The sequence below is a fragment of the Rahnella sp. P4_A8 genome, assembly GCF_056402435.1.
In genome coordinates this window covers 18,719-42,935 of the sequence record NZ_JBFUHK010000029.1, presented here as the reverse complement: position 1 = coordinate 42,935, position 24,217 = coordinate 18,719, and the positions used below count along the sequence as shown (strand labels likewise).

Here is a 24,217-nt window from a genome sequence, read left to right as displayed (position 1 = left end):
TTTTTTCTTTAACTCATTGCGGAGTCTGACATGGAATTTTTGATGGACCCTTCAATTTGGGTCGGTTTGCTGACGCTTGTCGTGCTTGAAATTGTTCTGGGTATCGACAACCTTGTTTTTATTGCCATTCTTGCCGATAAACTGCCACCGAAGCAGCGTGATAAAGCCCGTATCATCGGCCTCTCGCTGGCGCTGATCATGCGTTTAGGTTTGCTGTCACTGATTTCGTGGATGGTGAAACTGACCACGCCGCTGTTCAGTATTGCGCAGTTCAGTTTCTCCGGCCGTGATCTGATTTTGTTAGTCGGGGGGATATTCCTGCTATTCAAAGCCACCACAGAGCTGCATGAGCGGCTGGAAGGGCATGACGAGCATGGAACAACGAATCGCGGCTATGCCAGCTTCTGGGCTGTGGTGGCGCAGATTGTTGTGCTGGACGCGGTCTTCTCGCTGGATGCGGTGATAACCGCCGTCGGTATGGTGAATAACCTGGCCGTCATGATGACTGCAGTGATTATTGCCATGGGCGTGATGCTGCTGGCATCGAAATCGCTGACCCGTTTCGTAAACAATCATCCAACCGTCGTGGTGCTATGCCTCAGCTTCCTGCTAATGATTGGTCTGAGTCTGATTGCTGAAGGCTTCGGGTTCCACATTCCGAAAGGTTACCTGTACGCCGCGATTGGTTTCTCTATCCTGATTGAATTGTTCAATCAGATTGCGCGCCGCAACTTCCTGAAAAGCCAGTCCAGCCGTCCGATGCGTGAACGTACAGCGGAAGCTATTCAGCGACTGATGGGCGGGAAACGCCAGAATGAGCATGAAGATGAGCCCGCTGGCGATGTATTGCCAGCCGGTGAAACCTTTGCGGAAGAAGAACGTCACATGATCACCGGCGTGCTGACGCTGGCGTCACGCTCCCTGCGCAGCATCATGACGCCACGCACCGAGATTTCCTGGGTAGACTGTGAAAAGTCACCGGATGAAATCCGCAGTCAGCTTCTCGATACGCCGCACAGCCTGTTCCCGATTTGCCGTTATTCACTGGATGATGTTATCGGTGTGGTGCGTGCCAAAGATCTGCTGGTGGCGCTGGAAAACGGTGAAAGCATTGTCGCGTTCGCGGAAAAAACGCCGCCGATTGTGGTGCCGGAAACCATGGATGTCATCAACTTGTTAGCCGTTCTGCGTAAAGCCAAAGGTCGTCTGGTGATGGTCAGCAATGAGTTTGGTGTGATTCAGGGGCTGGTGACGCCGCTGGATGTGCTGGAGGCCATCGCGGGTGAATTCCCGGACGAAGATGAAACGCCGGACGTCGTGACTGACGGTGATAGCTGGATTGCTAAAGGCGGAACCGATTTGCATCTGTTGCAGCAAATTCTGGACGTCAAAACGCTGGTGAATGCTGACGACGATTTTGCTTCTCTTGCTGGGCTGCTGCTGTCGAAATCAGGACAAATGCCGGTCGTGGGTGAAGTGATCGAAATGGCGTCGCTGCACTTTGAAATTCTTGACGTGTCGGAATACCGTATCGAACGCGTGCGTATTACGCGGCTGAAATCAGAAGACAAATGKGATGAAGACCAGTAACGGGGCTTTATTTCGGGATGTAAAACGGCGACTCAGGTCGCCGTTTTTTATGGTCGGGGAAAACGGGTTCTCACCTTCAGACCGGATCTGTATTATCCTGCAATTCCATGTTCTGCGTAGTTTTTTTATAACGTTCCAGCCAGATTGGGAATACTTCTATAGGCATCGGGCGGGCAAAGTAGTAGCCCTGCAATGAATCGACCCTGCGTTCGCGCAGATAATCTACCTGCTCACGGGTTTCCACCCCTTCAGCAATCAGCTTTAGATTGAGACGCTGCGCCAGTGTGATGATGGTATCCGTGACGGTGGCGTTAATCGCATCGGTGCCAATTGAGGCCGTAAACGCCTGATCGATTTTCAGCACATCGGGATTAAGGGTTTTGAGATAGCTCAGGGAACTGTGACCCGTCCCGAAATCATCAATGGCCAGCAGAATACCCATTTCTTTCAACTGTGAAATCTCAGCAGCACGTAACTCCTGTAACCGCGTCCGTTCCGTCAGCTCCAGCATGAGAGAAACTGACGGCTGCGCCGGAAGCCACAGCTTTCGGATGTCATCAACAATTTCCATATTATTAAAGTGTTGTGCTGCAACATTAATACTGACGTAAAAACCCGGCGTTGCCGGAAATACGGACAGATTTTCAGCGACTGTCTGAATGAGATAGCGTGTCAGCGCAATGATTAAGCCGTGCTGTTCAGCCAGAGGAATAAACACATCGGGCGAAACCCATTCCTGCCGGCGGTTTTTCCAGCGCATCAGTGTTTCCACGCCAATACAACGGCCATCCGTACTGTTAATAATGGGCTGACAATAAACTTTAAACTCGCGGTGGGAAATGCCGTGGCTGATCGGATAAGCCAGACTGATGCGACTGCCGGAGAACAGATAAATGGCTGTTGCTGTCAGCAGGCTGATCAGAACCGACAGCGGCAGATGTGAAAACAGCTCCTCCCAGGCCAGTGTGCTGGCTTCTTCACCATAAATAGAGACCGCAAAATCATATTTTTCCGATCGGGCGCTCAGCAAAGGGGCGCGCGGCAGGGCACTGGTGTTGATGATTGAATTTTTGCCGTATTCGAGATTTTGTTGTCCGACGTTGAGAACGATGTGGCTGGCATAAGGCGGTTGGGGCTCGAGCAGGAAATTCGACAAGATCCCGATGTTATAGACAAACAGTTCACCGTTAAGATTATCCGGTGTGGTCGGATGCCATAAAACCAGCGTCGGTGTATTGACACGGCTCCATTTCGAGGCGCGCAACTCAAGTTGGGTTTTACCCTGTGCGAAGGAAGGCAAGGTTTGATTGAAATTCAGATCCAGCGTGCCTACCAGGCTTGAACAAACAATGGTGCCGTTGCTGACGAGACTGATTGAACGTAATGTTTGCATGCGGGCGACGGTTTGTTGCAACAGAGGTTGCTGTGCCTTACAGGCGAGTGTCTGGTCGAAAGGAATAATTTTGCCGGCCGGAGAAGCGGGTTCAAGCAATTTTTCCAGTTTTTCAACGGTGTGAACAGCCACACGTTTTTGATCTTCGGCGATAACCTGGGCTTGTTCGTAGATACGAATGCCCAGCGTCAGAAGCAGCGTACATATCCCCATGGCACTGGCGAGGGCAATGCGATAGTAGCGATACTTCGCGAGTCCGGTCTGGGAGAACAGCATCGTTCTAATCCTTTTATCCCGAGTTAAAGGCAGGCTCAAAATTATTATTTTAAAGGGTTACCGATGCGTAACAGCCATTTCGTTTTTATAGAGAGTAGCTGTAAATCGTCGGGCGCTCAGTTTGAGTAGCGGCAAACTCCCTATATTTCTCTGTTCAAATCGAAAAAAACATACAGGTGACAGTGTCACTGAGGTTTTTCCTGTCCATTTCCGACATTTACGCAGACGTAATAAGGGGGACCCGGACAGGGGAAATCAGGCGGAAATCAGCATGCCGCACCTGCAGGGTATAATGCAAGTCTCACTACCATTATGTATTGATAATACAACAGGTTGTTGTTAGCGAAGGTTTTATTGCTGCCGGCTACCGGCCAGGTGGTATTTCCTGCGGTAAATTGGTTGAAATTAATACAACCTGAAAATACCGCAGGAAGAGGTCATCTTTTCGACCGGATCAGTCGCACTGAACCTTAATCGCCAGACCGCCACGCGAGGTTTCCCGATATTTGGAATTCATATCTTTACCGGTTTCGTACATTGTCTCAATGACTTTATCCAATGAAACTCTCGGCTCACTGGTGCGGCGTAATGCCATACGGGCGGCATTAATGGCTTTCACTGACGCGATGGCATTACGTTCGATGCACGGTACCTGAACCTGTCCGGCAACAGGGTCACAGGTTAATCCCAGATTGTGTTCCATGCCAATTTCGGCCGCAACGCACACCTGTTCCGGGCTGCCGCCAAGCAATTCCGTCAAGCCTGCCGCCGCCATTGAACAGGCTACGCCAACTTCACCCTGACAGCCCACTTCAGCGCCTGAAATCGACGCATTCATTTTATACAGAATACCGATAGCACCGGAACTCAGGAAATAACGCAGATAAATGTCCGGGCTGACCGACTGAATGAACTGGTCATAATACGCCAGCACCGCAGGCACAATGCCGCATGCGCCGTTGGTGGGTGCCGTCACGACACGTCCGCCTGCCGCGTTTTCTTCGTTAACCGCGAGGGCAAACATATTCACCCAGTCGATCACGTTCATCGGGTCACTGGAAAGTTTGTCGTTAGACACCAGCATCCGGCGCAGGGCAGAAGCACGACGCGGCACCCGCAACGGGCCAGGCAGAACGCCTTCGGTATTCAGGCCGCGATCGATACAGGCCTGCATGGTGTGCCAGATCTTCTCGAAATACTGCTCAATGTCCTGCTTACTGTGCTGCGCCAGCTCGTTTTTCATCACCAGACCGGATAATGACAGCCCGGTTTCCTTACATTTTGCCAGCATTTCACTGGCCGAATTAAAGCTGTACGGCACCGCCACTTCATCCAGCACAGGCTGACCGAAATGCTCGTCATCAACGATAAAGCCGCCGCCGACCGAGTAATAGGTTTTGCTGTAAATCATCTTGTCGCCAGCAAAAGCGTGAATTTGCATGGCGTTTTCGTGACGCGGTAAATTCTCCCCGCGGAACACCATACCGGTATCACGTGGGAAATCGACTTCATGCTGGGTTCCGCCCAGCGGCAGACGCTCACGTTGCTCAACGTCGCGGATAAAATGTGGAATGCCGTCGATGTCGACGGTATCTGGCTGATTGCCCGCCAGACCTAAAATAATGGCGATATCTGTGTGGTGGCCTTTACCTGTCAGAGACAAAGAACCAAAAACGTCCACAGCGACACGCGTAACGGCAGGCATCATGCCCTTTTCCAGCAGGTCATCAGCGAACTGTTTGCCTGCTTTCATCGGGCCCAAAGTATGGGAACTGGAAGGGCCAATCCCGACCTTGAACATGTCGAAAACGCTAATCACGTCGAATACTCCTGTAATAGATTGCGGCAGGGAACGGGATCCCTGGCTTCCATAAATGAACCAACACCAGAGACAGCCCTTATGGACGGGTCTCTTGTTCTTATGGATAGACTTATAGTTTAAAAGGGCTGAGAGGCAAAAGTTTCATTTTTCGCATGAAATAAACTTATTTGATGCAAAAGTGTGATCGTAATGTAATCACTGAGCTCAGACTTCAACCTGCCGGGCCAACTGACGGATGATTCCCGCCGTCAGCCCCCAGACAAATTGTTGCTGATACCAGGACAGATAAACCCGGTGATGAGTGCCTCTGCGGTGAATATCCAGGGGGTGATAACGTGCGAGATCAAAGGCTTCCCGCAGCGGCATTTCAAACAACTCGGCGACTTCATCTTCCGCGGGATGCAGTGGTACATCAACAGGCAACAGCCCGATAACCGGCGTGACCTGAAAACCGCTGCTGCTGTCCTGCGGCGACAGTGTGCCTAATATATGAACCTGTTCAGGGGGGATCGCGACCTCTTCATGCGCTTCGCGTAATGCGGTGGCAATAATCGAGGCATCGGAAGCATCTGCTGCACCACCGGGAAAGGCGACCTGGCCGGCGTGTTTACGCAACTGATCGGACCGGCGCGTCAGTAAAAGGGTCGGTTCCGGACGACAAATAATCGGGATCAACACAGCGGCGTGGCGGGTTCCGCGCAACGCCGCAGCAGGCAGGCGCGGCTGCTGCAATTGAAAACGCAGGATGAAATCTTCCACGGCAGGTGAAAACGTCTGTAAGGGCGCGTGTTGTTCCAGCAGCGTCACGGCTGTATTTCTCCTAATTCAGGCAGAATACGGGCAATCTTATCAAAAGTTTCCTGATATTCCGCCTGTTCCTGACTGTCAGCGACGATCCCGCCACCCGCCCAGCAGTAAATTTTGCCCTGTGCGGTGAGCAATGTGCGGATGGTGATATTGCTGTCCATCGTGCCGCAGCAACTCAGATATGCAATGCTGCCGCAATAGCCGTTGCGCCGGTGCGGTTCAAGTTCTTCGATAATTTCCATGGCACGCACTTTGGGCGCACCGGTAATGGAGCCGCCGGGGAAACAGGCACGCAGTAAGGCGCTGGCGTGACAGGTTTCGGGTAACCGGGCGGTGATCGTGCTGACCAGATGATGGACGGCGGGGAAGGGCTCCACAACGAACAGCTCCGGCACCCGCACACTGCCGGGTGTCGCCACGCGGCCGATATCGTTACGCAGCAAGTCGACTATCATCAGGTTCTCGGCGCGATCCTTTTCCGATGCCGCCAGTCGTTCTGCCTGCTGCATATCCTCAGTCGGATCTTCGCAGCGCGGCAGCGTTCCCTTAATCGGGCGGGTCTGGATTTCAGCGTCTTTCAGCCAGATGAAACGCTCGGGAGAAAGACAGACAACGGCATTTTCCGGCAGACGCAGAAACGCGGAGAAAGGGGCGCGGTTAGCCTGATTGAGGCGCAGGAAAGCCTGCCATTCATCGCCGCTGTATTCCGTCGAAAACCGCTGCGCCAGATTGATCTGATAGCAATCACCACTGTGAATATATTCCTGAATCTTACGGAATTTCTCACCGTATTCTTCGCGGCTCATATTTGCCCGCCACGGCGCATGTAAACAGAAAGGCGCAGGAGAAGGAACAGGTTGGTACTGGGCCAGCCAGCGTAAACGTTCAGAAACGTCACCATGGCAAATCAGCGTCAGGCGCTGTAAATGGTGATCGGCAATCAGCGCCCAGTCATAAATCCCTACCGCCATATCCGGCAGGTCGATATCCCGTTCCGCAGTTTCAGGCAATGTTTCTATCCTGCGCCCCAGGTCATAACCGAACAAACCCAGTGCGCCGCCCAGAAAAGGAAAATCCGCTGAACTTTCTGCCCGTAAACCGGCCACTGCCATTTGCTCTTCCAGTAAAGCAAACGGATCTTCTGCCCGGGTTTCGGCCATGCCGTTGTGCTCAATCTGCGTTAGCTTGCCACGTGTGGTCAGCGTGATCAGCGGATCGGCCACCAGAATATCGAAACGATTATGCTGGTGCTGTGCCGAACCTGAATGCAGTAACATCGCCCACGGCAAGGCAGAAAGCGGCGCGAACCGTTCAGTTATTGCATCGGGTTGATAAGGTAATGAATGGAAAACAACGGGTTGGGCGAATGGCATGACGGGTATGAGTTTCTCTGGCGCAGTGACTATTTTTCAGGATCCTAACACAGATCGGGCTGCCTGAAAGCAGCGCAGGCGATTTGCGTGAATAAGGCGTATACTGTGCAACCCCGCACTGCGCGGGCTTTTTATTATCACCCGTACAACAGGACACTCCCATGCTGACAGGTATGCCTTCATTATCACATCACGAACAAGAACAGGCCGCCGATCGTATCCGCCAGTTAATGGAAAACGGCATGAGCAGCGGCGAAGCCATTGCGACCGTTGCAGAAGAAATCCGCGAAACGCATAAAGGTGACCGTGTGACCGTCATTTTTGATGACGAAGACGACGAATAAAACGTTGCTCCGCAGTTTCCCTTTGCTGCAAAGAAAAACCGGACTCTTTTCAGGCGTCCGGTTTTTTTTCATCTCAGCGTCAGGAATGGATTAGCCTTTAACCACCACTGCCGCCGCTGCCTGTTTGGCCTGTTCCACGGCGTCTTCAACGTTGTCCGCCGTCGCCAGCGCTACGCCAAGACGGCGCTTACCACTGATTTCCGGCTTACCGAACAGACGGATCTGGTTGTAACCGGTCAGTGCGTTTTCCAGGCCGGTAAACGTCACGTTGTTGCTGGTCAGTTCCGGCAGGATTACGGCAGAAGCGGAAGGGCCGAACAGGCGGATATTGCCCACCGGCAGACCGAGGAATGCGCGCACATGCAGGGCGAACTCTGATAAATCCTGAGAAATCAGCGTTACCATCCCGGTGTCGTGCGGGCGAGGTGACACTTCGCTGAAGATCACTTCATCACCACAAACAAACAGTTCAACGCCAAACAGGCCTTTACCGCCCAACGCTTTCACCACTTTCTCTGCGATGTCTTTGGCGCGCTGCAATGCAAGGTCTGTCATCTGCTGTGGCTGCCAGGATTCGCGGTAATCACCGTCTTCCTGACGGTGTCCGATTGGCGCACAGAAATGAATACCATCAACGCCGCTGATCGTCAGCAGGGTGATTTCAAAATCAAACTTCACCAGACCTTCAACGATGACACGTCCGCCGCCAGCACGGCCACCTTGCTGGGCATAATCCCATGCCGCCTGTAACTGATCGGCACTGCGGATCAGGCTCTGACCTTTACCGGAAGAGCTCATCACCGGTTTGATAATGCACGGATAGCCGATGGCGTCGATCGCCTCACGGACAGCCGCTTCATCATCGGCAAACTGATAAGTGGAAGTAGGCAGCTTCAGCGTTTCGGCAGCCAGACGACGGATGCCTTCGCGGTTCATGGTCAGGCGTGTCGCTTCAGCACAAGGCACGACGTTGTGACCCTGTTTTTCCAGCTCGACCAGCATGCTGGTGGCAATCGCTTCGATTTCCGGCACGATAAAATCAGGGTGTTCGCTTTCGATAACCTGTTTCAGTGCATCGCCATCCAGCATGTTAATGACATGGCTGCGATGGGCGACCTGCATCGCGGGTGCATCGGCGTAGCGATCAACGGCGATCACTTCCAGACCCAGTCGCTGGCATTCAATCGCCACTTCTTTGCCCAGTTCGCCGGAGCCTAATAACATGACGCGGGTGGCGCCAGTGCGCAGTGCAGTACCAATGGTTAACATAGCTTCGTACCCAGATCTGTGTGAAGGAAAATAGGAATTTCGGCGCGCAGTATATCTGAAATTATTGTCGACGAAAACGATTGCGCAGTGCTGTTGATAAATTTAAGCGGGAATAAAAGCAGGATTTTTTCAGCCTGTTTTCTGCCGTTTAAGGCAGTCTGCGGGCGTCTCTGTTATCATTTACTCAAACCATGGCGTCAGGCTTCCTGCCGCTGTCCCGATTTTTGCCTCACATAAAGAGTTATCGCCCTTGAGCACGCATTCCTTTTCTGCCCTGACATTACCCGTTGAGCAACTTTCTAACCTGAATGAACTGGGTTACACCGAAATGACCCCGATTCAGGAAGCGTCGTTGCCTGCCATCCTGCTGGGTCAGGACGTCCGCGCCAAAGCCAAAACCGGCAGCGGTAAAACAGCCGCTTTCGGTATCGGTTTACTGAACAGCATTACCGTTTCACAGTTCGTCGCTCAGGCGCTGGTATTGTGTCCGACCCGCGAACTGGCCGATCAGGTCAGCAAAGAATTACGCCGTCTGGCGCGTTTTACCCAAAACATCAAAATTCTGACCCTGTGCGGTGGCCAGGCAATCGGGCCACAGCTTGAATCGCTGGTCCATCCGCCGCACATTGTGGTGGGTACGCCGGGCCGTATTCAAGAGCATCTGCGTAAAGGCACGCTGAAACTGGACGAACTGAAAGTACTGGTGCTGGATGAAGCGGACCGCATGCTGGATATGGGCTTTAGCGAAGATATCGAAGATGTCGTCAGTTATACGCCGCAGGATCGCCAGACGCTGCTGTTCTCCGCGACGTATCCGGACGGCATTGAGCGCATCAGTTCTAAATTTCAGCGTCAGCCGCTGAAGGTAGAAATCGAAGGCGAAGATGACATTGCTGATATCAGGCAGATTTTCATCGAAGCCGACAAACATCAGCGCTTATCGCTGCTGGCCGCGGTGCTGTATCAGTATCAGCCGACTTCCTGTGTGGTGTTCTGTAACACCAAACGTGACTGTCAGGATGTTTGTGATGACCTGAAGGCGAAAGGCATCAGTGCGCTGGCGCTGAACGGCGACCTCGAGCAGCGTGACCGCGACCGCGTACTGGTGCGTTTCTCCAACGGCAGTTGCCGCGTACTGGTGGCGACAGATGTTGCGGCACGCGGGCTGGACATTAAACAGCTCGGCCTGGTCATTAATTACGAGCTGTCTTTCGACCCGGAAGTTCACGTTCACCGCGTGGGCCGTACCGGTCGTGCGGGCACCAGTGGCCTGGCCGTCAGCCTCGTGACACCGCAGGAAATGCCGCGTGTAACGGCGCTGGAAGATTACACCCGCCAGCGGTTTACCTGGCAGCCTGCAGCGCAGGCACTGGCCGCCGCCCCGGTGGCGCTTGATCCTGAAATGGCAACGTTATGCATCGATGGCGGCCGTAAAGCCAAAATCCGTCCCGGCGATATTCTGGGCGCGCTGACCGGTGACGCCGGGCTGACCGCAGCTGAAGTTGGTAAAATCGATATGTTCCCGGTTCATGCTTATGTGGCGATTCGTCAGAAGAGCGCTAAGAAAGCGCTGCAACGTTTGCAGGAAGGGAAAATTAAAGGCAAGAATTGCAAAGCCATTATCTTGCGTTAACCGGGTTTATTATCGCTTTGCATTGGTCGTCTTATTGTTAATGTTGTGTTATTGCCTTGTTGAGGATTATATTATCTAACGCAAGCGATGACCTTGCCTTATGTAGGGATATTGTCCGGCAAGGTCAACTGAATGAACGACAAAGACTGGGAAGACGAACGATGAAAAAGATAATCTTGGGCGTTTTGATGGCCGTTGCAGGAATGAGTGGTCTGAGCCAGGTTGCACAGGCCGATGAGCCTGAAGTGAGAACGGCAACGGTAACACCCTGTTCCACGGCCACAAAAGATGAAGTGGCAGCACTGGTTAAACGTGATTTCCTGCAAAACCGTATTCCGCGCTGGGATGCAGATAAAAAAGTGCTCGGCACTTCTACACCGGTCGCGTGGGTGGTGACTGACAGCATCAGCGGCAATAACGCCAGATGGAATATCCCGCTAAAAGTGCGCGGTGATCACACTGATAAAACCTATCAGGTGACCCTCAACTGCCAGATCGGCGAAATCAGCTACAGCACGCCGGTATAGCCTTTCTGCACTTCCGATTGCGTCCGTTATTTCTTAGCGGACGCATTATTTCCCTGCATTGACGTCTCTTGGTTTCCCTGCCTAAACCTGTCACTCTTGTCACACCGCAAAGAGGACAAAGAGATCCCGAGATGATGACACCTCCAAAGGCTGAAAAACGCCCGCAAACCCTGAGCGTACACGGCGATGACCGCGTCGATAACTATTACTGGCTGCGTGATGATGACCGCGCCGATCCTCAGGTTCTGGCGTATCTGAGCGCTGAAAACCAATATACCGAACAGGCCATGCAACCGCATCAGGCGCTGCGTGAAACCCTGTATGGCGAAATGGTTGCGCGTATTGCGCAACAGGATCATTCCGTTCCCTACGTGAAACATGGCTATCGTTATCAGACCCGCTATGAACCGGGCAACGAATACGCCCTTTATCTGCGTCAGCCCGCAGCGGAACATGAAAACTGGAGCACGCTGATTGATGGCAATGAACGTGCCAGAGACAGCGAATTTTACACGCTGGGCGGTCTGGATATCAGCCCTGATAACAAACTGATGGCCGTGGCGGAAGACTTTCTTTCGCGCCGTCAGTACGACATCCGCATCAAAAAACTTGATGACGAAACCTGGACTGACGATCTGCTGAAAAACACCTCCGGCAGCAGCGAATGGGCGAACGATTCTCAGACACTGTATTACGTGCGCAAACACAAGAAAACGTTGCTGCCGTATCAGGTTTATCGCCACGTGGTCGGCACTGATCCTAAGACCGACACGCTGGTGTATGAAGAGAAAGACGACACGTTTTACGTCGGGCTGGATAAAACCACGTCTGAAAAATACATTCTGATCCACCTCGACAGCACCACGACTTCCGAGATCCTGCTGCTGGATGCCGATGATCCGCAGGCAAAACCGCAGGTGTTTCTCTCACGCCGTAAAGATCATGAATACGCTCTCGATCATTACCTCGGGCATTTCTACATCCGCTCCAATAAAGATGGCAAAAACTTCGGACTTTATAAGAGTGCAGATGGCGTGGAAGCAAACTGGCAGACCCTGATTGCGCCGCGTATTGAAGTGATGCTTGAAGGCTTCAGCCTGTTCCGTGACTGGCTGGTGGTGGAAGAACGTCATCAGGGGCTGACGCAATTGCGTCAGATCCACTGGAAAACTGGCGAGGAAAAATCGCTGGCGTTTGACGATCCGACCTATACCACCTGGCTGGCGTACAACCCGGAGCCGGACACCTCATTGCTGCGTTATGGTTATTCTTCCATGACCATGCCGAGCTCGCTGTTTGAACTCGATCTGGATACGCATGACCGTACGCTGCTCAAGCAGCAGGAAGTGAAAGACTTTGATGCGGCAAATTATCGCAGCGAACGTGTCTGGGTTACGGCACGTGACGGCGTGAAAGTCCCGGTGTCACTGGTGTATCGCCGCGAACTGTTTAAGCCGAATGAAAATCCGTTACTGGTTTACGGTTACGGTTCCTATGGCAGCAGTATGGATCCGGCGTTCAGTGGCAGCCGTCTGAGTTTACTCGACAGAGGATTTGTTTTCGTACTGGCGCACATCCGCGGTGGCGCTGAGCTGGGCCAGCAATGGTATGACGATGGCAAACTGTTCAACAAACTCAACACTTTCCATGACTTCATTGATGTGACCAAAGAACTGGTTGCTGAAGGCTACGGTGACGCCGGGCAGGTTTACGCCATGGGCGGCAGTGCAGGCGGTTTGCTGATGGGCGCAATTATTAATCAGGCGCCAGAATTGTATCGCGGCATTGTGGCACAGGTGCCGTTCGTTGACGTGCTGACCACCATGCTTGATGAATCCATTCCACTGACCACCGGTGAATATGACGAGTGGGGCAACCCGAACGACAAAGCGTATTATGACTATATGCTGCAATACAGCCCATATGATCAGGTTCGCGCGCAGGCATATCCGCATATGCTGGTCACCACCGGACTGCATGATTCGCAGGTGCAATACTGGGAGCCGGCAAAATGGGTGGCAAAATTACGCGAGCTTAAAACCGATGATAACCAGTTGCTGATGCATACCGATATGGATTCCGGGCACGGCGGTAAATCCGGACGCTTCAAAGCCTACGAAGATATCGCGCTGGAATATGCCTTTGTGCTGGCGCTGGCAGCGAAGCACTAAATATCACACCTTTCCCCTAAATAATTCGGGTTGCAGCCAATGCCACTGCAGCGCGAAGTAGGACGGGGAGAATAAAAAAAACCCGCTCTCGGCGGGTTTATTCTACGAAGTCCATTGTCAGGCAGAAGCTTTCTTGGCTTTTTTCTCAGCCTTTTTTTCGGCCGGAGTTTTCAGTGGTTTTTTCTTCGCATTCTTTTTGCTATCCATTCCTTTACTCATATTTGCCTCTCTTAAAGCTGGTGGATTGGGTTGCTCTGCTATTTACTGCTTAATTCGCTCCGGTTGCAAGTGTCTTCGCAGGTTTTTCTTCACTCTTTGCACGGCCGCTTTAAGGCGGGCCGGGCGTGCCTGAAAGTGAAATTGCGCGATAAGTATGCGAACGGTATGCAAAATAACGATTTTTGCTTATAACACCTTGTGGCGGGCTAGCCGATGCGCTGTTATGAAGATGTAAGCACATCAATCAATACACTGGCCGAATAGAACAGGAAATGTCATGCCAAAATTTAAAGGGTTATATCCGCCACGGGAAGCCTATGCCAGCGGCATGCTTGATACCGGCGATGGTCACCAAATTTACTGGGAACGCAGCGGAAACCCGGCAGGCAAGCCAGCAGTATTTCTCCACGGCGGACCCGGCGGCGGCTGCTCATCGGTACACCGTCAGTTGTTTGATCCCAATGATTATGACGTCATGCTGTTTGACCAGCGTGGCTGCGGACGCTCAAAACCTCACGCCAGTCTCGAAAACAATACAACCTGGCATCTGGTCGAGGATATCGAGCGTTTGCGCAAAATGGCCGGTGTCGACAAATGGCTGGTGTTCGGCGGCTCGTGGGGTTCAACACTGGCGCTGGCGTATGCCGAGACGCATCCTGAACATGTCAGCGAGATGGTGCTGCGCGGAATCTTCACGCTGCGTAAGCAGGAACTGTCCTGGTATTATCAGGACGGCGCGTCCCGCTTCTTCCCGGAAAAGTGGCAACGTATTTTGTCGATTCTGTCGGATGAAGAGCGTAAAGACGTGATTGCTTCTTACCGGGCCCGTCTGACTTCCGGCGATCGCGCTGTGCAGCTTGAGGCTGCTAAAATCTGGAGCCTGTGGGAAGGGGAGACCGTGACACTGTTGCCTGCGGAAGGTTCGGCATCCTTTGGTGAGGACAATTTTGCGCTGGCGTTTGCCCGTATAGAAAACCACTATTTTACACATCTGGGTTTTCTGGAAAGTGACGACCAGTTGTTGAAAAATGTCACACGTATTCGCCACATTCCGGCCGTCATTGTGCATGGCCGTTATGATATGGCCTGCCAGGTGCAAAATGCCTGGGATCTGGCGCAGGCATGGCCGGAAGCGGAGTTGCACATCATTGAAGGGGCAGGGCATTCGTTCGACGAGCCTGGCATTCTCGATCAACTGATCCGCACCAACCAGCGTTTCGCCGCCCGGCGCTAACGTTGCCTGCTACTCCCGTTTACTTTTGCTTCGGCTCATAAGGTAAGCGGGAGAACTTATGTGATTCCCCGCGATAGAACATCACCCGCTCACGAAAATAGGTGCGCAGATGCGCAGGCTGTTCGCGTTCCGCCATCTCAGCGACAACCGGCATGTTGTAGCGTTCTTTAAAGGCCACCGCTGAGGCCGCAAGATCGACATTGATACGATCCATTTCTTCTTTGCTGATTTCAGCCAGATTGATGCTCATAACTGCTTCCCGATGATCCGTTTTACCACATTGTACCCGAGGCAGGCGCCAGCGTGAATGTTGCGATTTGGCTTTTATGTTCCTGTGCCCGGCAAAGAATGCGGATAATTATCAGGAGTAAATAAGAACCATTCACAAATCAGAAGTGATAATTATATTCAACAAGGCGACGTTAATTAATATCGTAAATAAGAATGATTCCTTTTAATAGGGAATTACATGTTAATGATTATCATTGTTGAATATTTATTGGTTTATAAAATGATTTAAAATCAATATGTTAAAATTAATTGTTATTGCTGCGCATATTAATGTGAATGAGGTGTATTTATTTTGTGTTGATGCGGGCATAATGCAGATAAATAAATCAGCCCACCTGACTTAATTCAATTTATGGAGCCGTATCGTGCTTAAAAAAGAAATGATTGATCAGCTTAATGAACAGCTGAACCTCGAGTTTTATTCTGCCAATTTATATTTGCAGATGAGTGCATGGTGCAGCGACAAAGGCTACGAAGGTGCCGCCGCTTTCCTTAAACAGCATTCAATGGAAGAAATGGACCACATGCATCGCCTGTTCAAATACGTCAGCGATACGGGTGCTCTGCCTTTGCTGGGCGCAATTGCCGCTCCGCCGGTGGCTTTTGAATCCCTGACTGATCTGTTCAAACAGACTTACGAGCATGAACAGCTGATCACCCAGAAAATCAACGAACTGGCTGATCTGTCTATGACGCTGAAAGATTACTCTTCTTTCAACTTCCTGCAGTGGTACGTTTCTGAACAGCATGAAGAAGAGACGTTGTTCAAATCAGTCCTTGATAAACTGGCGCTGGTCAGCAACACCGGTAACGGCCTGTTCTTCGTGGATAAAGATCTCAAAAATATGGTGACGCAAACTCCGGCAGGCTAATTTCCCGCCAGAGGTGTTCACAAAAACGCAGAGTGCTTCCGCCTCTGCGTTTTTTTATGCCTTTTTGGCAAACGTTTTGTGGCGGTTTGCGCTAAAGTGACGGCGTTATAAATTCATCGTTAAGCAAGCCAAGGAATTATCGTGTTCAAAAAAACCACTTCTCTTTGCCGTGCCCTGGCAGTCTCAGCCGTTCTGCTGAGCGGATTTATCTCACAGCAGGCTTCTGCTCACGCCCATCTGAAAACAGAAACCCCGGCGGCGGATTCGGTGTTAACCGTCAGCCCGACTGAACTGTCTCTCGGCTTCAGTGAAGGGATCGAGCCTGATTTCAGTAAAATTACCCTGACGGACGCCAGCCAGAAAACAGTGAAAACCGGCAAAATGACGCTGGCAGCGAATGACAATACTCAGGCCGTTCTGCCACTTTCCGATGCGTTGAGCGCGGGGAAATACATTGTTTCGTGGAACGTTGTCTCCGTTGATGGTCACAAAACGCACGGTCAGTACAGTTTTACCGTTAAATAAACGATGAGTCTGACTGCACTGTTTGTTCTGTGCCGCTTCATGCATTTTGCTTCGCTGATGCAAATCTTCGGTCTGAGCGTTTTCTGCTCGCTGCTGACGCCTGCAGGTTTCTCGGCCGTGTTGTTGCGCAAAAACCAGACCCTGATGATTTGCTCCGCCCTGGTTGCGGCGGTCACTTCGGTCGGTATGCTGGCGATTCAGGCTGCGCTGATGGGCAACGGCTGGAGTGATGCGCTGAATCTGAATGTCTGGCTGCTGGTTTTAACCACTGCATTTGGTGAAGTCTGGCGCTGGCATTTATTACTGACGGCCGCGCTGTTGCTGGTGCTTTTGATGGACTGGCTGCCTGCGCGGAATATGCTGGTCTTCCTGTGCTCATGCGGTTTACTGATGAGTCAGGCGTTGGTCGGCCATGCTGCGATGCATGAAGGTCTGCCCGGGCTGGTACAGCGGACGAATCATGTGGTGCACCTGCTCAGCGCGGCCTACTGGTTCGGGTGTTTGCTGCCATTGCTGATCTGTATGGGGTATACCCGACAGCCTTCAGCAAGACCTTATGCTATTGCCACGCTTATCCGTTTTTCGCTCTGGGGACATGCCGCCGTCGCGCTGGTGATCCTCACCGGTATCATCAACACGGCCATTATTTTACAGCGCTGGCCAACGGATATGACGTCGCTTTACCAGTGTCTGCTGGTGGTCAAAGTGATCATGGTAGGAATGATGGTGGCTGTCGCTGTGTTTAACCGCTACCGGCTGGTGCCCTTAATGGGTAAAGAGCCAGACAGGGCACAACACTATTTTATCATGATGACCTGGCTCGAATGGGGGCTGGCGCTGGGTGTGTTACTGCTGGTGAGTGTGTTTGCCACACTGGCACCGCGCTGAACGGGTTATCTGAATAAGTACCAGGAAATTTAATATCACCGAGGAAAAATTATGAGGAAAACACTGCTAGCTTGTGTGCTGCTGACCTTATCTGCCAGCAGCTTTGCGGCACCCCAGTTGGAAACGATCAGCCGTCTGCAATACGGCAAAGCCTGGGCCTTTACCCGTGAAGAAGTCATGCTGCAATGCCGCCCCGGTAATGCGCTGTATGTGATTAACGACAGCACGCTGGCGCAATATCCTCTCAATGACGTGGCGAAAGAGCAGGTAAAAAACCATCAGGTTCAGGCTGTGCCACTGGAGAAAATCTGGCTGGACGATCCGCAGAACCCAGGGCAAAAAATGAGTCTGGCCCCTTTTATTGCCAAAGCTCAGTCGCTTTGCTGAACAGCCGTGCCGACGATAATTGACTGATGTAAATCCCATGTTTTGCGTATGTTGTCACACAATGAAAATAATACATCATTGTTATTATCACTATGTTTCAAACTGGGTGGAAAATAGTCATCTGTCGTCTACTCTTTAAGTTGTACGGCTTAACCGCCTGCATTAATGCCAACTTTTAGCGCACGGCTCTCTCCCAAGAGCCATTTCCCTAGACCGAATATAGGAATCGTATTCGGTCTTTTTTTTGAACATTTCTTAAATCAATAACTTATCTTCAAAACAATCACTTACATCACTTCCTGTTACCTTCAATGCTACTCATTTGGACTTTCTGCCGCCACTTTGTCGCCACCAATTTGAGCCAGCGGATTCAGGTGAATAGCGTCTTCCAGGTGATCTGGAGCGAAGTGCGCATAGCGCATCGTGACCCGGATATCGGAGTGCCCGAGGATGCGTTGCAGCACGATGATATTGCCACCGGCCATCATGAAATGACTGGCGAACGTATGCCGCAGAACGTGCGTCATCTGTCCTTCTGGCAGCTCGATACCGGCCAGCCTGATCACCCGATAGAACTGTTTATAGCAGGGCGAGAAGGGCGCACCTTTACGGGCGATCAGTTCGTCATACAAAGGGCGGGAAAGGGGAACGGTACGGTTCTTTTTACCTTTGGTGTTAATGAAGGTGAGTTTGTACGGGGAGATTTGCGAGCTTTTGATTTTGGCCGCCTCGTTCCAGCGTGCGCCGGTCGAAAGGCAGACTTTAACGATAAGCGTTAATTCATCATTTCCATGCTGTTCACATGCCGCCATGAGCAGCAGAATTTGTTCCTGAGTCAGCCATGCCATTTCACGTTCCGGCTGATCAAATTCGCGGATATTTTCCAGCGGGTTAGGTAACGACCATTCCCCCAGGCGTTTCAGTTCATTGAACACCGCCCGCAGAAAAGCATGCTCACAGTTCACTGTGCCGGTAGAAACTTTACGGGTCGCCAGACTGGTACTGTAGCCATTATCAATCTCGCCGCGCAGCCGCTGATCACGATAGTGCGCCCAGTCCTTCGGTGTGATCGTGCTGGCAATCGGATCGCCCATTCCCGCGCTGATAATCTTTAGTTTTCCCAACCGTCCCTTTTTATCATTCAGAGAGCAGCCGTGCAGGCTATACCAGAGATCGACCAGTTCACTCAGCTTCCGCCGGTCTTCCTTCTCACCCAGCCAGGGTTTGTTTTTCGCCTGTTCCATGGTGTAAGTTTCAAAAGAAACGGCTTCACCCTTGGAATCAAACTGCCTGCGGCATCGCTTGCCCTCGCGTCCGTTCGGGTAGCATTCACATAACCATTTGCCTGTAGACAGTTTTCTTACACTCATCACATCCTCCTTTTTGAGAATGTGAATTCTACTGTATATAAAACCAGTGTAAATGTTTGATTTAGTCAGTCGTATACATGCAAGAGGATTAATCCACTGAATCTGTAATAGAAAAACCCGCTTTCGCGGGCTTGGTCTTAGTCTTAGTGTATTTGAAGGGACTGCTGACTATGTTTATCAGGATGCAACTGAACAGCATGAACGGTGCCAGGTTCAACAATGATGTCCGCAATGGACTCATGCGTTTTGAACGTACAACTACAGTTAATGTTCTGACACTGGTGATAGCGTTCTTTGGTATTGATGCTCAGATAACGGCTTGAACGGGCATGTGCTGCGTGCTGGCATTTCGGGCAGTGCATCATAATAATCACCATGTAATCATTTTTAATCAGATATGGTCATTGTATATTATGATGAAAAACATACATGCGAAATTACAGTGATTTACATTGCAACGTAATAATAACAATCCTATAAATAATAACTCTGCTTATTGAATTGGATGTTTTATGACTATTCTGATTAAAAAATTACTTCCTTCAGAGTGGGAAAGCGCATTCCCGATCATTGCTCAGCTAAGAAATATCACCAAAGACGAATTTTTAAAAAGCGTAAGAGTTCAGACTCTGAATGGGTATGAGCTTGTTGCTACTGTTCTCGAAGAAAGAATTATCGGTGTGATGGGCATAAGGCCTGTACACACGCTGGCACGAGGTTCTCACCTGCATATTGATGATCTGGTCGTTGATGAGCATGAGCGCCATTCGGGAACGGGTAGGTTACTTCTTGATTTTGCTGTCAGTGAGGCTAAAAGCAGGGAGATGAATTTTGTTTTTCTTGATGCAAGAAAAGAAGCAATTCCCTTCTATGAAAGAAATGATTTCATTTTCCACACTTCTCCTTCAATGAAAAAGATCCTTTAATTTTCCCTATCCGCAGGCATGTTCAATCCCTGGTTTTACAATGGAATTGAACATACCTGATTGCTGTAACCCTAATGTTGTCTAGGAACCATCATCCTCGGCCGCCTCGTAATTCACATCCGACAGCAACACCTCCAGATTCAACGTCGTCACAAATCCACTGCCGCCCAGGCTGTGCGTCACCTTGCTGATTATCCAGGGCTGCGCGTCGATCACGGATTTAAACCCGGACACCGCCACCGGCGTCTCAGGGAATAAATCCGCCCGCCCGCGAGCCAGGGAGATCGAGAACTCGGCGACACCGCGCTGGAGTTTGTCCCACTTCGCCTGAGCTGCCCGCATGGCGGCCTTTTGCGTAGCGTAAATGGTGGTAAGCGCAAACACATTGTCTTCACTGCCCGCCAGGTAATCCCCTTCCTTCGCCTCCGGCGTTTTCTGCACCTTCGTGCTGGTCTTCTTTGCCTTCGGATGTTGCAGGGCGCGCAGGTACTGCACTTTCGGTTTTCGCTGAACTTTCACCTTTTTCGGCTTCGGGTCTTTGGTATGCAGCCAGCTTGCCGACACGCCGGTATAAGCCCCACGGTCAGCAATATTGAACGTATGCCCGTCGCCATCGCTACGGATAATCGTCATCTGCGGGATGGGCTTCCCGCTGGCACTCTTTGCCGCGCCTGGTTTGATAAACAGCAGGCTGCCCGCCTTGATGGCGACAACCGCGCCGTTCAGCTCCGCCAGGCGGGTGATAAATTTCGCGTCCGTTTCCTGCGTCTGGTCGATGTGCGACACGGGCACACCCCTGAACGGCTCAGCAATCGCGGGCTTGAGGTTGTTGCGCGCCGCCACGGCGGACACCACCGCTTCCAGCGTCGTGTCGTGATAAGAGTTATCACGGCGTGAATTCAGGCTGCCGCGATAGTCCGCACTGCGGGCGCGGATGGTCAGCGTGTCCGGCGTTCCACGGTGCTCCACCTCATCCACGGTAAAATCGCCTTTATTCGTCAGTGCCTGGCCTTTCCAGCCGAGCGCGACATTAATCACCGCGCCGCGTGGAGGCATCTCCAGCAGGCCGTCGGTGTCRCTCAGCTCGATGTCGAGCTGGTCAGCCTCAAAGCCACGATTATCTGTGAGCGTCAGAGAAATCAGCCGGTTGCTCACGTCCCGGGTGATGTCTTTGCCGCCGACGGTCACCGTGAAGTCCGGCGCAAACTGCGCACCGGCGCCAATGGTCATATCTGTAATCACAGCAGACCTCCCAGCTGACCGGTTAAACCACCGGCCTGATTCAATAACCCGTCGGCCTGGGCTTTCATATCGCCGAACATCGCCGCCAGTGATTCATCCACGCGGGTCAGCGTCAGCGTGAATTCAATCCGGCGGGCGGCTCCGTTGGAAAAATGTTCCGTGTGGGTTTCGCTGACGCTGTTCACCACGAACATCCCGTAAATGGTGCCGCTGCCTTCCAGCAGAGGCCACGCCTTGCCCTCGTCAGCCATCAGGTTCAGTGCCATCAGGGAAAGCCGTCCGCCGGTGATTTCCGGCATCAGCACGCCGGACAGGGTAATTTTCTCCTCATTCACGCCGAGGAACTGCGGCAGCGGACGCAGGCCGACGCGGTTGTTTGCAGGCCAGCGGTAATCGACGTCGCGCTGCAAACTTTGATAGGGGACGGTCTGCAACTGAAACACAAACAGACCAAGCGTTAACATCATGCGGATATCTCCTTAATCATTATCCATGCGGGAACGTTGTTGAGCAGCGCGTGCGCGGTCACGGGCTTCCAGCTCGGCGCGGATCTGGCGGCTTGTGTCCTGGGTACCCAAACCGGCACCGGCTGAAATCTGATAGGTGTGCGTACTCCGATCGACGTAACTGCGTCCGCCGCCTGCTGACACGGGCGCATAGCTGGCACCCATAAGCGCATCCACAGGCGGGGCAAAAGTCAGGGGATGATTATCAGGTGCGGCACCACTACCGGATTTTGACCGCTGATCGGCTTTGTCTGCGTTTTTATCAATGTCCGCTGATTCGTCTTTGATGATGCCAAGCTTTTCCAGCAGCCAGTCCACGCCCTGACGCAGTTTATTGAACGCCTGCAACGGCGCGGTCAGCGCGTTGGCAATGGCCTGCCCGAACATCACGCCAACATCCTTACAGTTGTTCAGCGTTTCCTGCGTAGATTTCACCGGCGCGATCAGGTCTTTGAACCACTGCCAGACCATTTTCAGCTTATCGCCTAACCAGTCAAAAACAGGTTTAAGCGGGGCAAAGAGTTCTTTCACCGGCGCGAACGCAATCCCCAGCCCTTCGACCACTCCGGCAAAGAAGGCGCTGATCGGCTCCCAGTATTTTCTGATAAGCAACGCACCGGCGACAATCGCAACGCCGACGGCAACAATCGGCCACGTCAGGCCGCCGATGACGGTGGCAAGGGCGGCGCCCATTGTGCCGAGCATTGTCCAGAGCATACTGGCGGCGGCAATAATCAGATTGATACCGCCCATAACCGGACCCGCCACAAGACCAAAGACGCCGAGCGCACCGATAATCAGCAGCGCACCGCCCGCAATTTTACCGAGCGTCGTCGCCAGGGCTTTATTGTTCACAATCCACTTATCGAGTTTCAGCACGTAGCCGGTGGCGGTTTGCACCAGTTTGCGCAGGGAGGAATCCTGCTGATCAAACAGGTCAGTCCCGACGGCCTCATAGGCCGACTGAAATTCTTTAAAGTCGCCGCCGAGGTTGTCCTGCATTACCTCCACAAGCGCCTTGGTTTTCCCGTCTGAGGTTTTGAGCGCCTGGCTAAGTTTGTCGAGCTTACCGGAAGAGGCATCACCCATTAGCACCGCCGCCGCCGAACTGGCTTCCTCGCCAAAGATGGCTTTCATGTACTGCGCACGCTGTGAGGTACCGAGCTTGTTTTTATCAAAGCTCTTTTGCATTTCTTTCAGAATGGTAAACAGCGGGCGCATGTTGCCTTTGCTGTCCGCCGTTTTTACCTTGAGTTCACCCAATGCGGCCGCCGCTGTGCCTGTCGGAGCTTGTAAACGGGTAATAACCGCGCGGGCACCGGTGCCCGCCATTGAGCCAGTGATTTTGGCATCTGCCAGGGCGGCAGCCATCGCCGCCGTTTCTTCGACACTGATCCCGGCCTGTTTCGCCACCGGTGCGGCGTAAGTCATGGTGTCGGACAGCCCTTCAAAGGTGGCGGCAGACTTATTCATGGCCGTGGAAAGCACATCACCAATATGTGAAACGGTGTCATTGGTCATGCCGAACGCGGATTTCACGCCCATCAGCAGGGTGGCGTTTTCCTCCATGGTGCGCTTGTTTGCCAGGGACAGATTCAGGATGGTCGGCGTCGCCGCCAGAATGCCGTCCTTGTCCGCGCCCGATTTGGCGACAATGATTTGCGCGGCGGCGGCATCGTCGGCAGACGCAGCGGTGTTGTCGCCGAGCTGTYGCGCCTGGGTGCGCAGCGCGGTCATATCGGCAGAGTCTTTTTCCAGCCCGAGCGTCGCCTGCAATTCAGAGTTTTTCTGCGCAAAGTTAAATCCGGGCATAAGCAGCCCGGCACCGGCTACCGTACCCGCCGCCGCAATCCCGACGCCCGCCGCCCCCGCACCTGTCACGCTACCGGCAAACTGTTTGCCCGCCTGATACCGGCCTTTCACGGCGTTGAGTTTGGCCTGCTGCGCGCTGACGCGTGCCAGGGATCCGCGCTGCCGGTTGAGCTGCGCGGTGGTTTCGCTGATGGAGGTTTTCAGGCGGCGCTCAGAGTCAGACAGCGTGCGCGTACTGATGCCCGCCTGGCTGAGTTCCGTGCGCTGACGCTGCACCGACTGCCGCAGCCCGTTGAACTGGGTCTGTAACTGCGCGGCGGTGCGTTTCGCGGACTCCATCGCCTGCGCCTGGGCGCGGGTCGGATTGGCGGTGTTTCTGAACTGGATAGCCAGCGCCGCCGCTTCTGCTTTGGCATCTTTAAGTTTCTGACCGGTGACGGCAAGCTGCGCGCTGGATTTCCTGAAACCGTCAATCTTTCCGGCCTGGGCGTTCAGGTCTTTGAGCGTGTTCTGTGAGTTCCGGATATCTCCGGACAGCGCCTTACTGGCGTTCTGCACCGCTTTAAACGGGCGGGTCGCCTGGTCAACAGCCTTTAACAACACCTCTAACTTTAAGTTACTCACTGTCGGTGGCTCCGCTGCGCTGCATGGCCTTATGACGCCACACCAGCAGCTCGGTCAGCGTCATCGGGTTCAGTTCTGACGGCGGCCAGTGAAAAATCACCGCCACGTCCGCCATC

At 52.6% G+C, this 24,217-nt stretch carries 23 protein-coding genes; 11 read left to right on the top strand and 12 right to left on the bottom strand.

What is annotated here, in order from left to right; all coding sequences use genetic code 11:
• Positions 1 to 30: 30 nt before the first annotated feature.
• The gene (locus tag AC1DUO_RS15240; protein ID WP_477987827.1) at positions 31 to 1,590 is read left to right on the top strand and encodes a TerC family protein; all 1,560 of its coding nucleotides are present in this window, start codon (positions 31 to 33) and stop codon (positions 1,588 to 1,590) included.
• Between the two features lie 76 nt (positions 1,591 to 1,666).
• Here AC1DUO_RS15240 and AC1DUO_RS15235 read toward each other — a convergent pair whose 3' ends face one another.
• From AC1DUO_RS15235 to pabB, 4 genes are all read right to left on the bottom strand, one after another.
• The gene (locus tag AC1DUO_RS15235; RefSeq protein WP_013576188.1) at positions 1,667 to 3,259 is read right to left on the bottom strand and encodes an EAL domain-containing protein; all 1,593 of its coding nucleotides are present in this window, start codon (positions 3,257 to 3,259) and stop codon (positions 1,667 to 1,669) included.
• Between the two features lie 454 nt (positions 3,260 to 3,713).
• The gene (locus tag AC1DUO_RS15230) at positions 3,714 to 5,078 is read right to left on the bottom strand and encodes an L-serine ammonia-lyase (protein WP_013576187.1); all 1,365 of its coding nucleotides are present in this window, start codon (positions 5,076 to 5,078) and stop codon (positions 3,714 to 3,716) included.
• A gap of 207 nt (positions 5,079 to 5,285) precedes the next feature.
• On the bottom strand, positions 5,286 to 5,888 hold the full coding sequence (locus AC1DUO_RS15225) for a CoA pyrophosphatase (RefSeq protein WP_013576186.1): 603 nt from the start codon (positions 5,886 to 5,888) through the stop codon (positions 5,286 to 5,288).
• Positions 5,885 to 7,261 (bottom strand): aminodeoxychorismate synthase component 1, encoded by a 1,377-nt coding sequence (gene pabB / locus AC1DUO_RS15220; RefSeq protein WP_126124251.1) that lies wholly within the window; start codon positions 7,259 to 7,261, stop codon positions 5,885 to 5,887. The genes AC1DUO_RS15225 and pabB overlap by 4 nt, the downstream gene beginning before the upstream one ends.
• Before the next feature lie 161 nt (positions 7,262 to 7,422).
• Between pabB and AC1DUO_RS15215 the strand changes: the two genes are divergently transcribed.
• Positions 7,423 to 7,605, top strand: a complete 183-nt coding sequence (locus AC1DUO_RS15215; RefSeq protein WP_013576184.1) for a YoaH family protein — start codon at positions 7,423 to 7,425, stop codon at positions 7,603 to 7,605.
• A gap of 90 nt (positions 7,606 to 7,695) precedes the next feature.
• Here AC1DUO_RS15215 and purT read toward each other — a convergent pair whose 3' ends face one another.
• Complete coding sequence (gene purT, locus AC1DUO_RS15210; RefSeq protein ID WP_119261803.1) at positions 7,696 to 8,874, bottom strand: formate-dependent phosphoribosylglycinamide formyltransferase; 1,179 nt, start codon at positions 8,872 to 8,874, stop codon at positions 7,696 to 7,698.
• Between the two features lie 250 nt (positions 8,875 to 9,124).
• Between purT and dbpA the strand changes: the two genes are divergently transcribed.
• The 4 genes from dbpA (at position 9,125) to pip (ending at position 14,658) form a co-directional block, all read left to right on the top strand.
• Complete coding sequence (gene dbpA, locus AC1DUO_RS15205) at positions 9,125 to 10,507, top strand: ATP-dependent RNA helicase DbpA (RefSeq protein WP_013576182.1); 1,383 nt, start codon at positions 9,125 to 9,127, stop codon at positions 10,505 to 10,507.
• Between the two features lie 161 nt (positions 10,508 to 10,668).
• On the top strand, positions 10,669 to 11,034 hold the full coding sequence (gene yebF, locus AC1DUO_RS15200) for a protein YebF (protein ID WP_112152152.1): 366 nt from the start codon (positions 10,669 to 10,671) through the stop codon (positions 11,032 to 11,034).
• Between the two features lie 131 nt (positions 11,035 to 11,165).
• A complete protein-coding gene (locus AC1DUO_RS15195) occupies positions 11,166 to 13,205 on the top strand; it encodes a S9 family peptidase (protein WP_119261802.1) in 2,040 nt (679 codons plus the stop codon).
• 496 nt (positions 13,206 to 13,701) lie between these two features.
• Positions 13,702 to 14,658: a prolyl aminopeptidase gene (gene pip, locus AC1DUO_RS15190; protein WP_013576178.1), complete on the top strand. Its 957-nt coding sequence runs from the start codon at positions 13,702 to 13,704 to the stop codon at positions 14,656 to 14,658.
• Between the two features lie 19 nt (positions 14,659 to 14,677).
• Here the strand turns inward: pip and AC1DUO_RS15185 are convergent, their stop codons facing one another.
• Positions 14,678 to 14,908: a DNA polymerase III subunit theta gene (locus tag AC1DUO_RS15185; protein WP_013576177.1), complete on the bottom strand. Its 231-nt coding sequence runs from the start codon at positions 14,906 to 14,908 to the stop codon at positions 14,678 to 14,680.
• Between the two features lie 406 nt (positions 14,909 to 15,314).
• Here AC1DUO_RS15185 and ftnA point away from each other — a divergent pair, with 406 nt between their 5' ends.
• From ftnA to AC1DUO_RS15165, 4 genes are all read left to right on the top strand, one after another.
• Positions 15,315 to 15,821, top strand: a complete 507-nt coding sequence (ftnA, locus tag AC1DUO_RS15180) for a non-heme ferritin (RefSeq protein WP_013576176.1) — start codon at positions 15,315 to 15,317, stop codon at positions 15,819 to 15,821.
• 138 nt (positions 15,822 to 15,959) lie between these two features.
• A complete protein-coding gene (gene copC / locus AC1DUO_RS15175; RefSeq protein WP_369794827.1) occupies positions 15,960 to 16,346 on the top strand; it encodes a copper homeostasis periplasmic binding protein CopC in 387 nt (128 codons plus the stop codon).
• Positions 16,347 to 16,349: 3 nt separating this feature from the next.
• On the top strand, positions 16,350 to 17,234 hold the full coding sequence (gene copD, locus AC1DUO_RS15170) for a copper homeostasis membrane protein CopD (RefSeq protein ID WP_037037430.1): 885 nt from the start codon (positions 16,350 to 16,352) through the stop codon (positions 17,232 to 17,234).
• Between the two features lie 51 nt (positions 17,235 to 17,285).
• Positions 17,286 to 17,621 carry a YebY family protein gene (locus AC1DUO_RS15165; RefSeq protein ID WP_013576173.1) on the top strand — a complete coding sequence of 112 codons (336 nt, stop codon included), beginning with the start codon at positions 17,286 to 17,288 and terminating at the stop codon, positions 17,619 to 17,621.
• Between the two features lie 314 nt (positions 17,622 to 17,935).
• Here the strand turns inward: AC1DUO_RS15165 and AC1DUO_RS15160 are convergent, their stop codons facing one another.
• Together AC1DUO_RS15160 and AC1DUO_RS15155 are read right to left on the bottom strand one after the other, a co-directional pair.
• Positions 17,936 to 18,991, bottom strand: coding sequence for a phage integrase (locus AC1DUO_RS15160; RefSeq protein WP_477987821.1), 1,056 nt, complete (start codon positions 18,989 to 18,991; stop codon positions 17,936 to 17,938).
• Positions 18,992 to 19,134: 143 nt separating this feature from the next.
• On the bottom strand, positions 19,135 to 19,356 hold the full coding sequence (locus AC1DUO_RS15155) for a DNA-binding transcriptional regulator (RefSeq protein WP_072071578.1): 222 nt from the start codon (positions 19,354 to 19,356) through the stop codon (positions 19,135 to 19,137).
• Positions 19,357 to 19,503: 147 nt separating this feature from the next.
• Between AC1DUO_RS15155 and AC1DUO_RS15150 the strand changes: the two genes are divergently transcribed.
• Entirely contained in the window at positions 19,504 to 19,917 is a 414-nt protein-coding gene (locus AC1DUO_RS15150) for a GNAT family N-acetyltransferase (protein WP_477987819.1), read from the top strand.
• Between the two features lie 81 nt (positions 19,918 to 19,998).
• On the opposite strand, the gene AC1DUO_RS15145 is transcribed toward AC1DUO_RS15150, so the two are convergent.
• From AC1DUO_RS15145 to AC1DUO_RS15130, 4 genes are read right to left on the bottom strand one after another with little or no spacing between them, the layout of a single operon-like run.
• The gene (locus AC1DUO_RS15145; protein WP_477987818.1) at positions 19,999 to 21,159 is read right to left on the bottom strand and encodes a phage late control D family protein; all 1,161 of its coding nucleotides are present in this window, start codon (positions 21,157 to 21,159) and stop codon (positions 19,999 to 20,001) included.
• The gene (locus AC1DUO_RS15140) at positions 21,156 to 21,626 is read right to left on the bottom strand and encodes a phage tail protein (protein WP_120132418.1); all 471 of its coding nucleotides are present in this window, start codon (positions 21,624 to 21,626) and stop codon (positions 21,156 to 21,158) included. The genes AC1DUO_RS15145 and AC1DUO_RS15140 overlap by 4 nt, the downstream gene beginning before the upstream one ends.
• Before the next feature lie 12 nt (positions 21,627 to 21,638).
• On the bottom strand, positions 21,639 to 24,101 hold the full coding sequence (locus tag AC1DUO_RS15135; protein ID WP_477987815.1) for a phage tail tape measure protein: 2,463 nt from the start codon (positions 24,099 to 24,101) through the stop codon (positions 21,639 to 21,641).
• Positions 24,094 to 24,216, bottom strand: a complete 123-nt coding sequence (locus tag AC1DUO_RS15130) for a GpE family phage tail protein (RefSeq protein WP_112150974.1) — start codon at positions 24,214 to 24,216, stop codon at positions 24,094 to 24,096. Before AC1DUO_RS15130 ends, AC1DUO_RS15135 begins: the two co-directional genes overlap by 8 nt.
• Position 24,217: the final 1 nt, after the last annotated feature.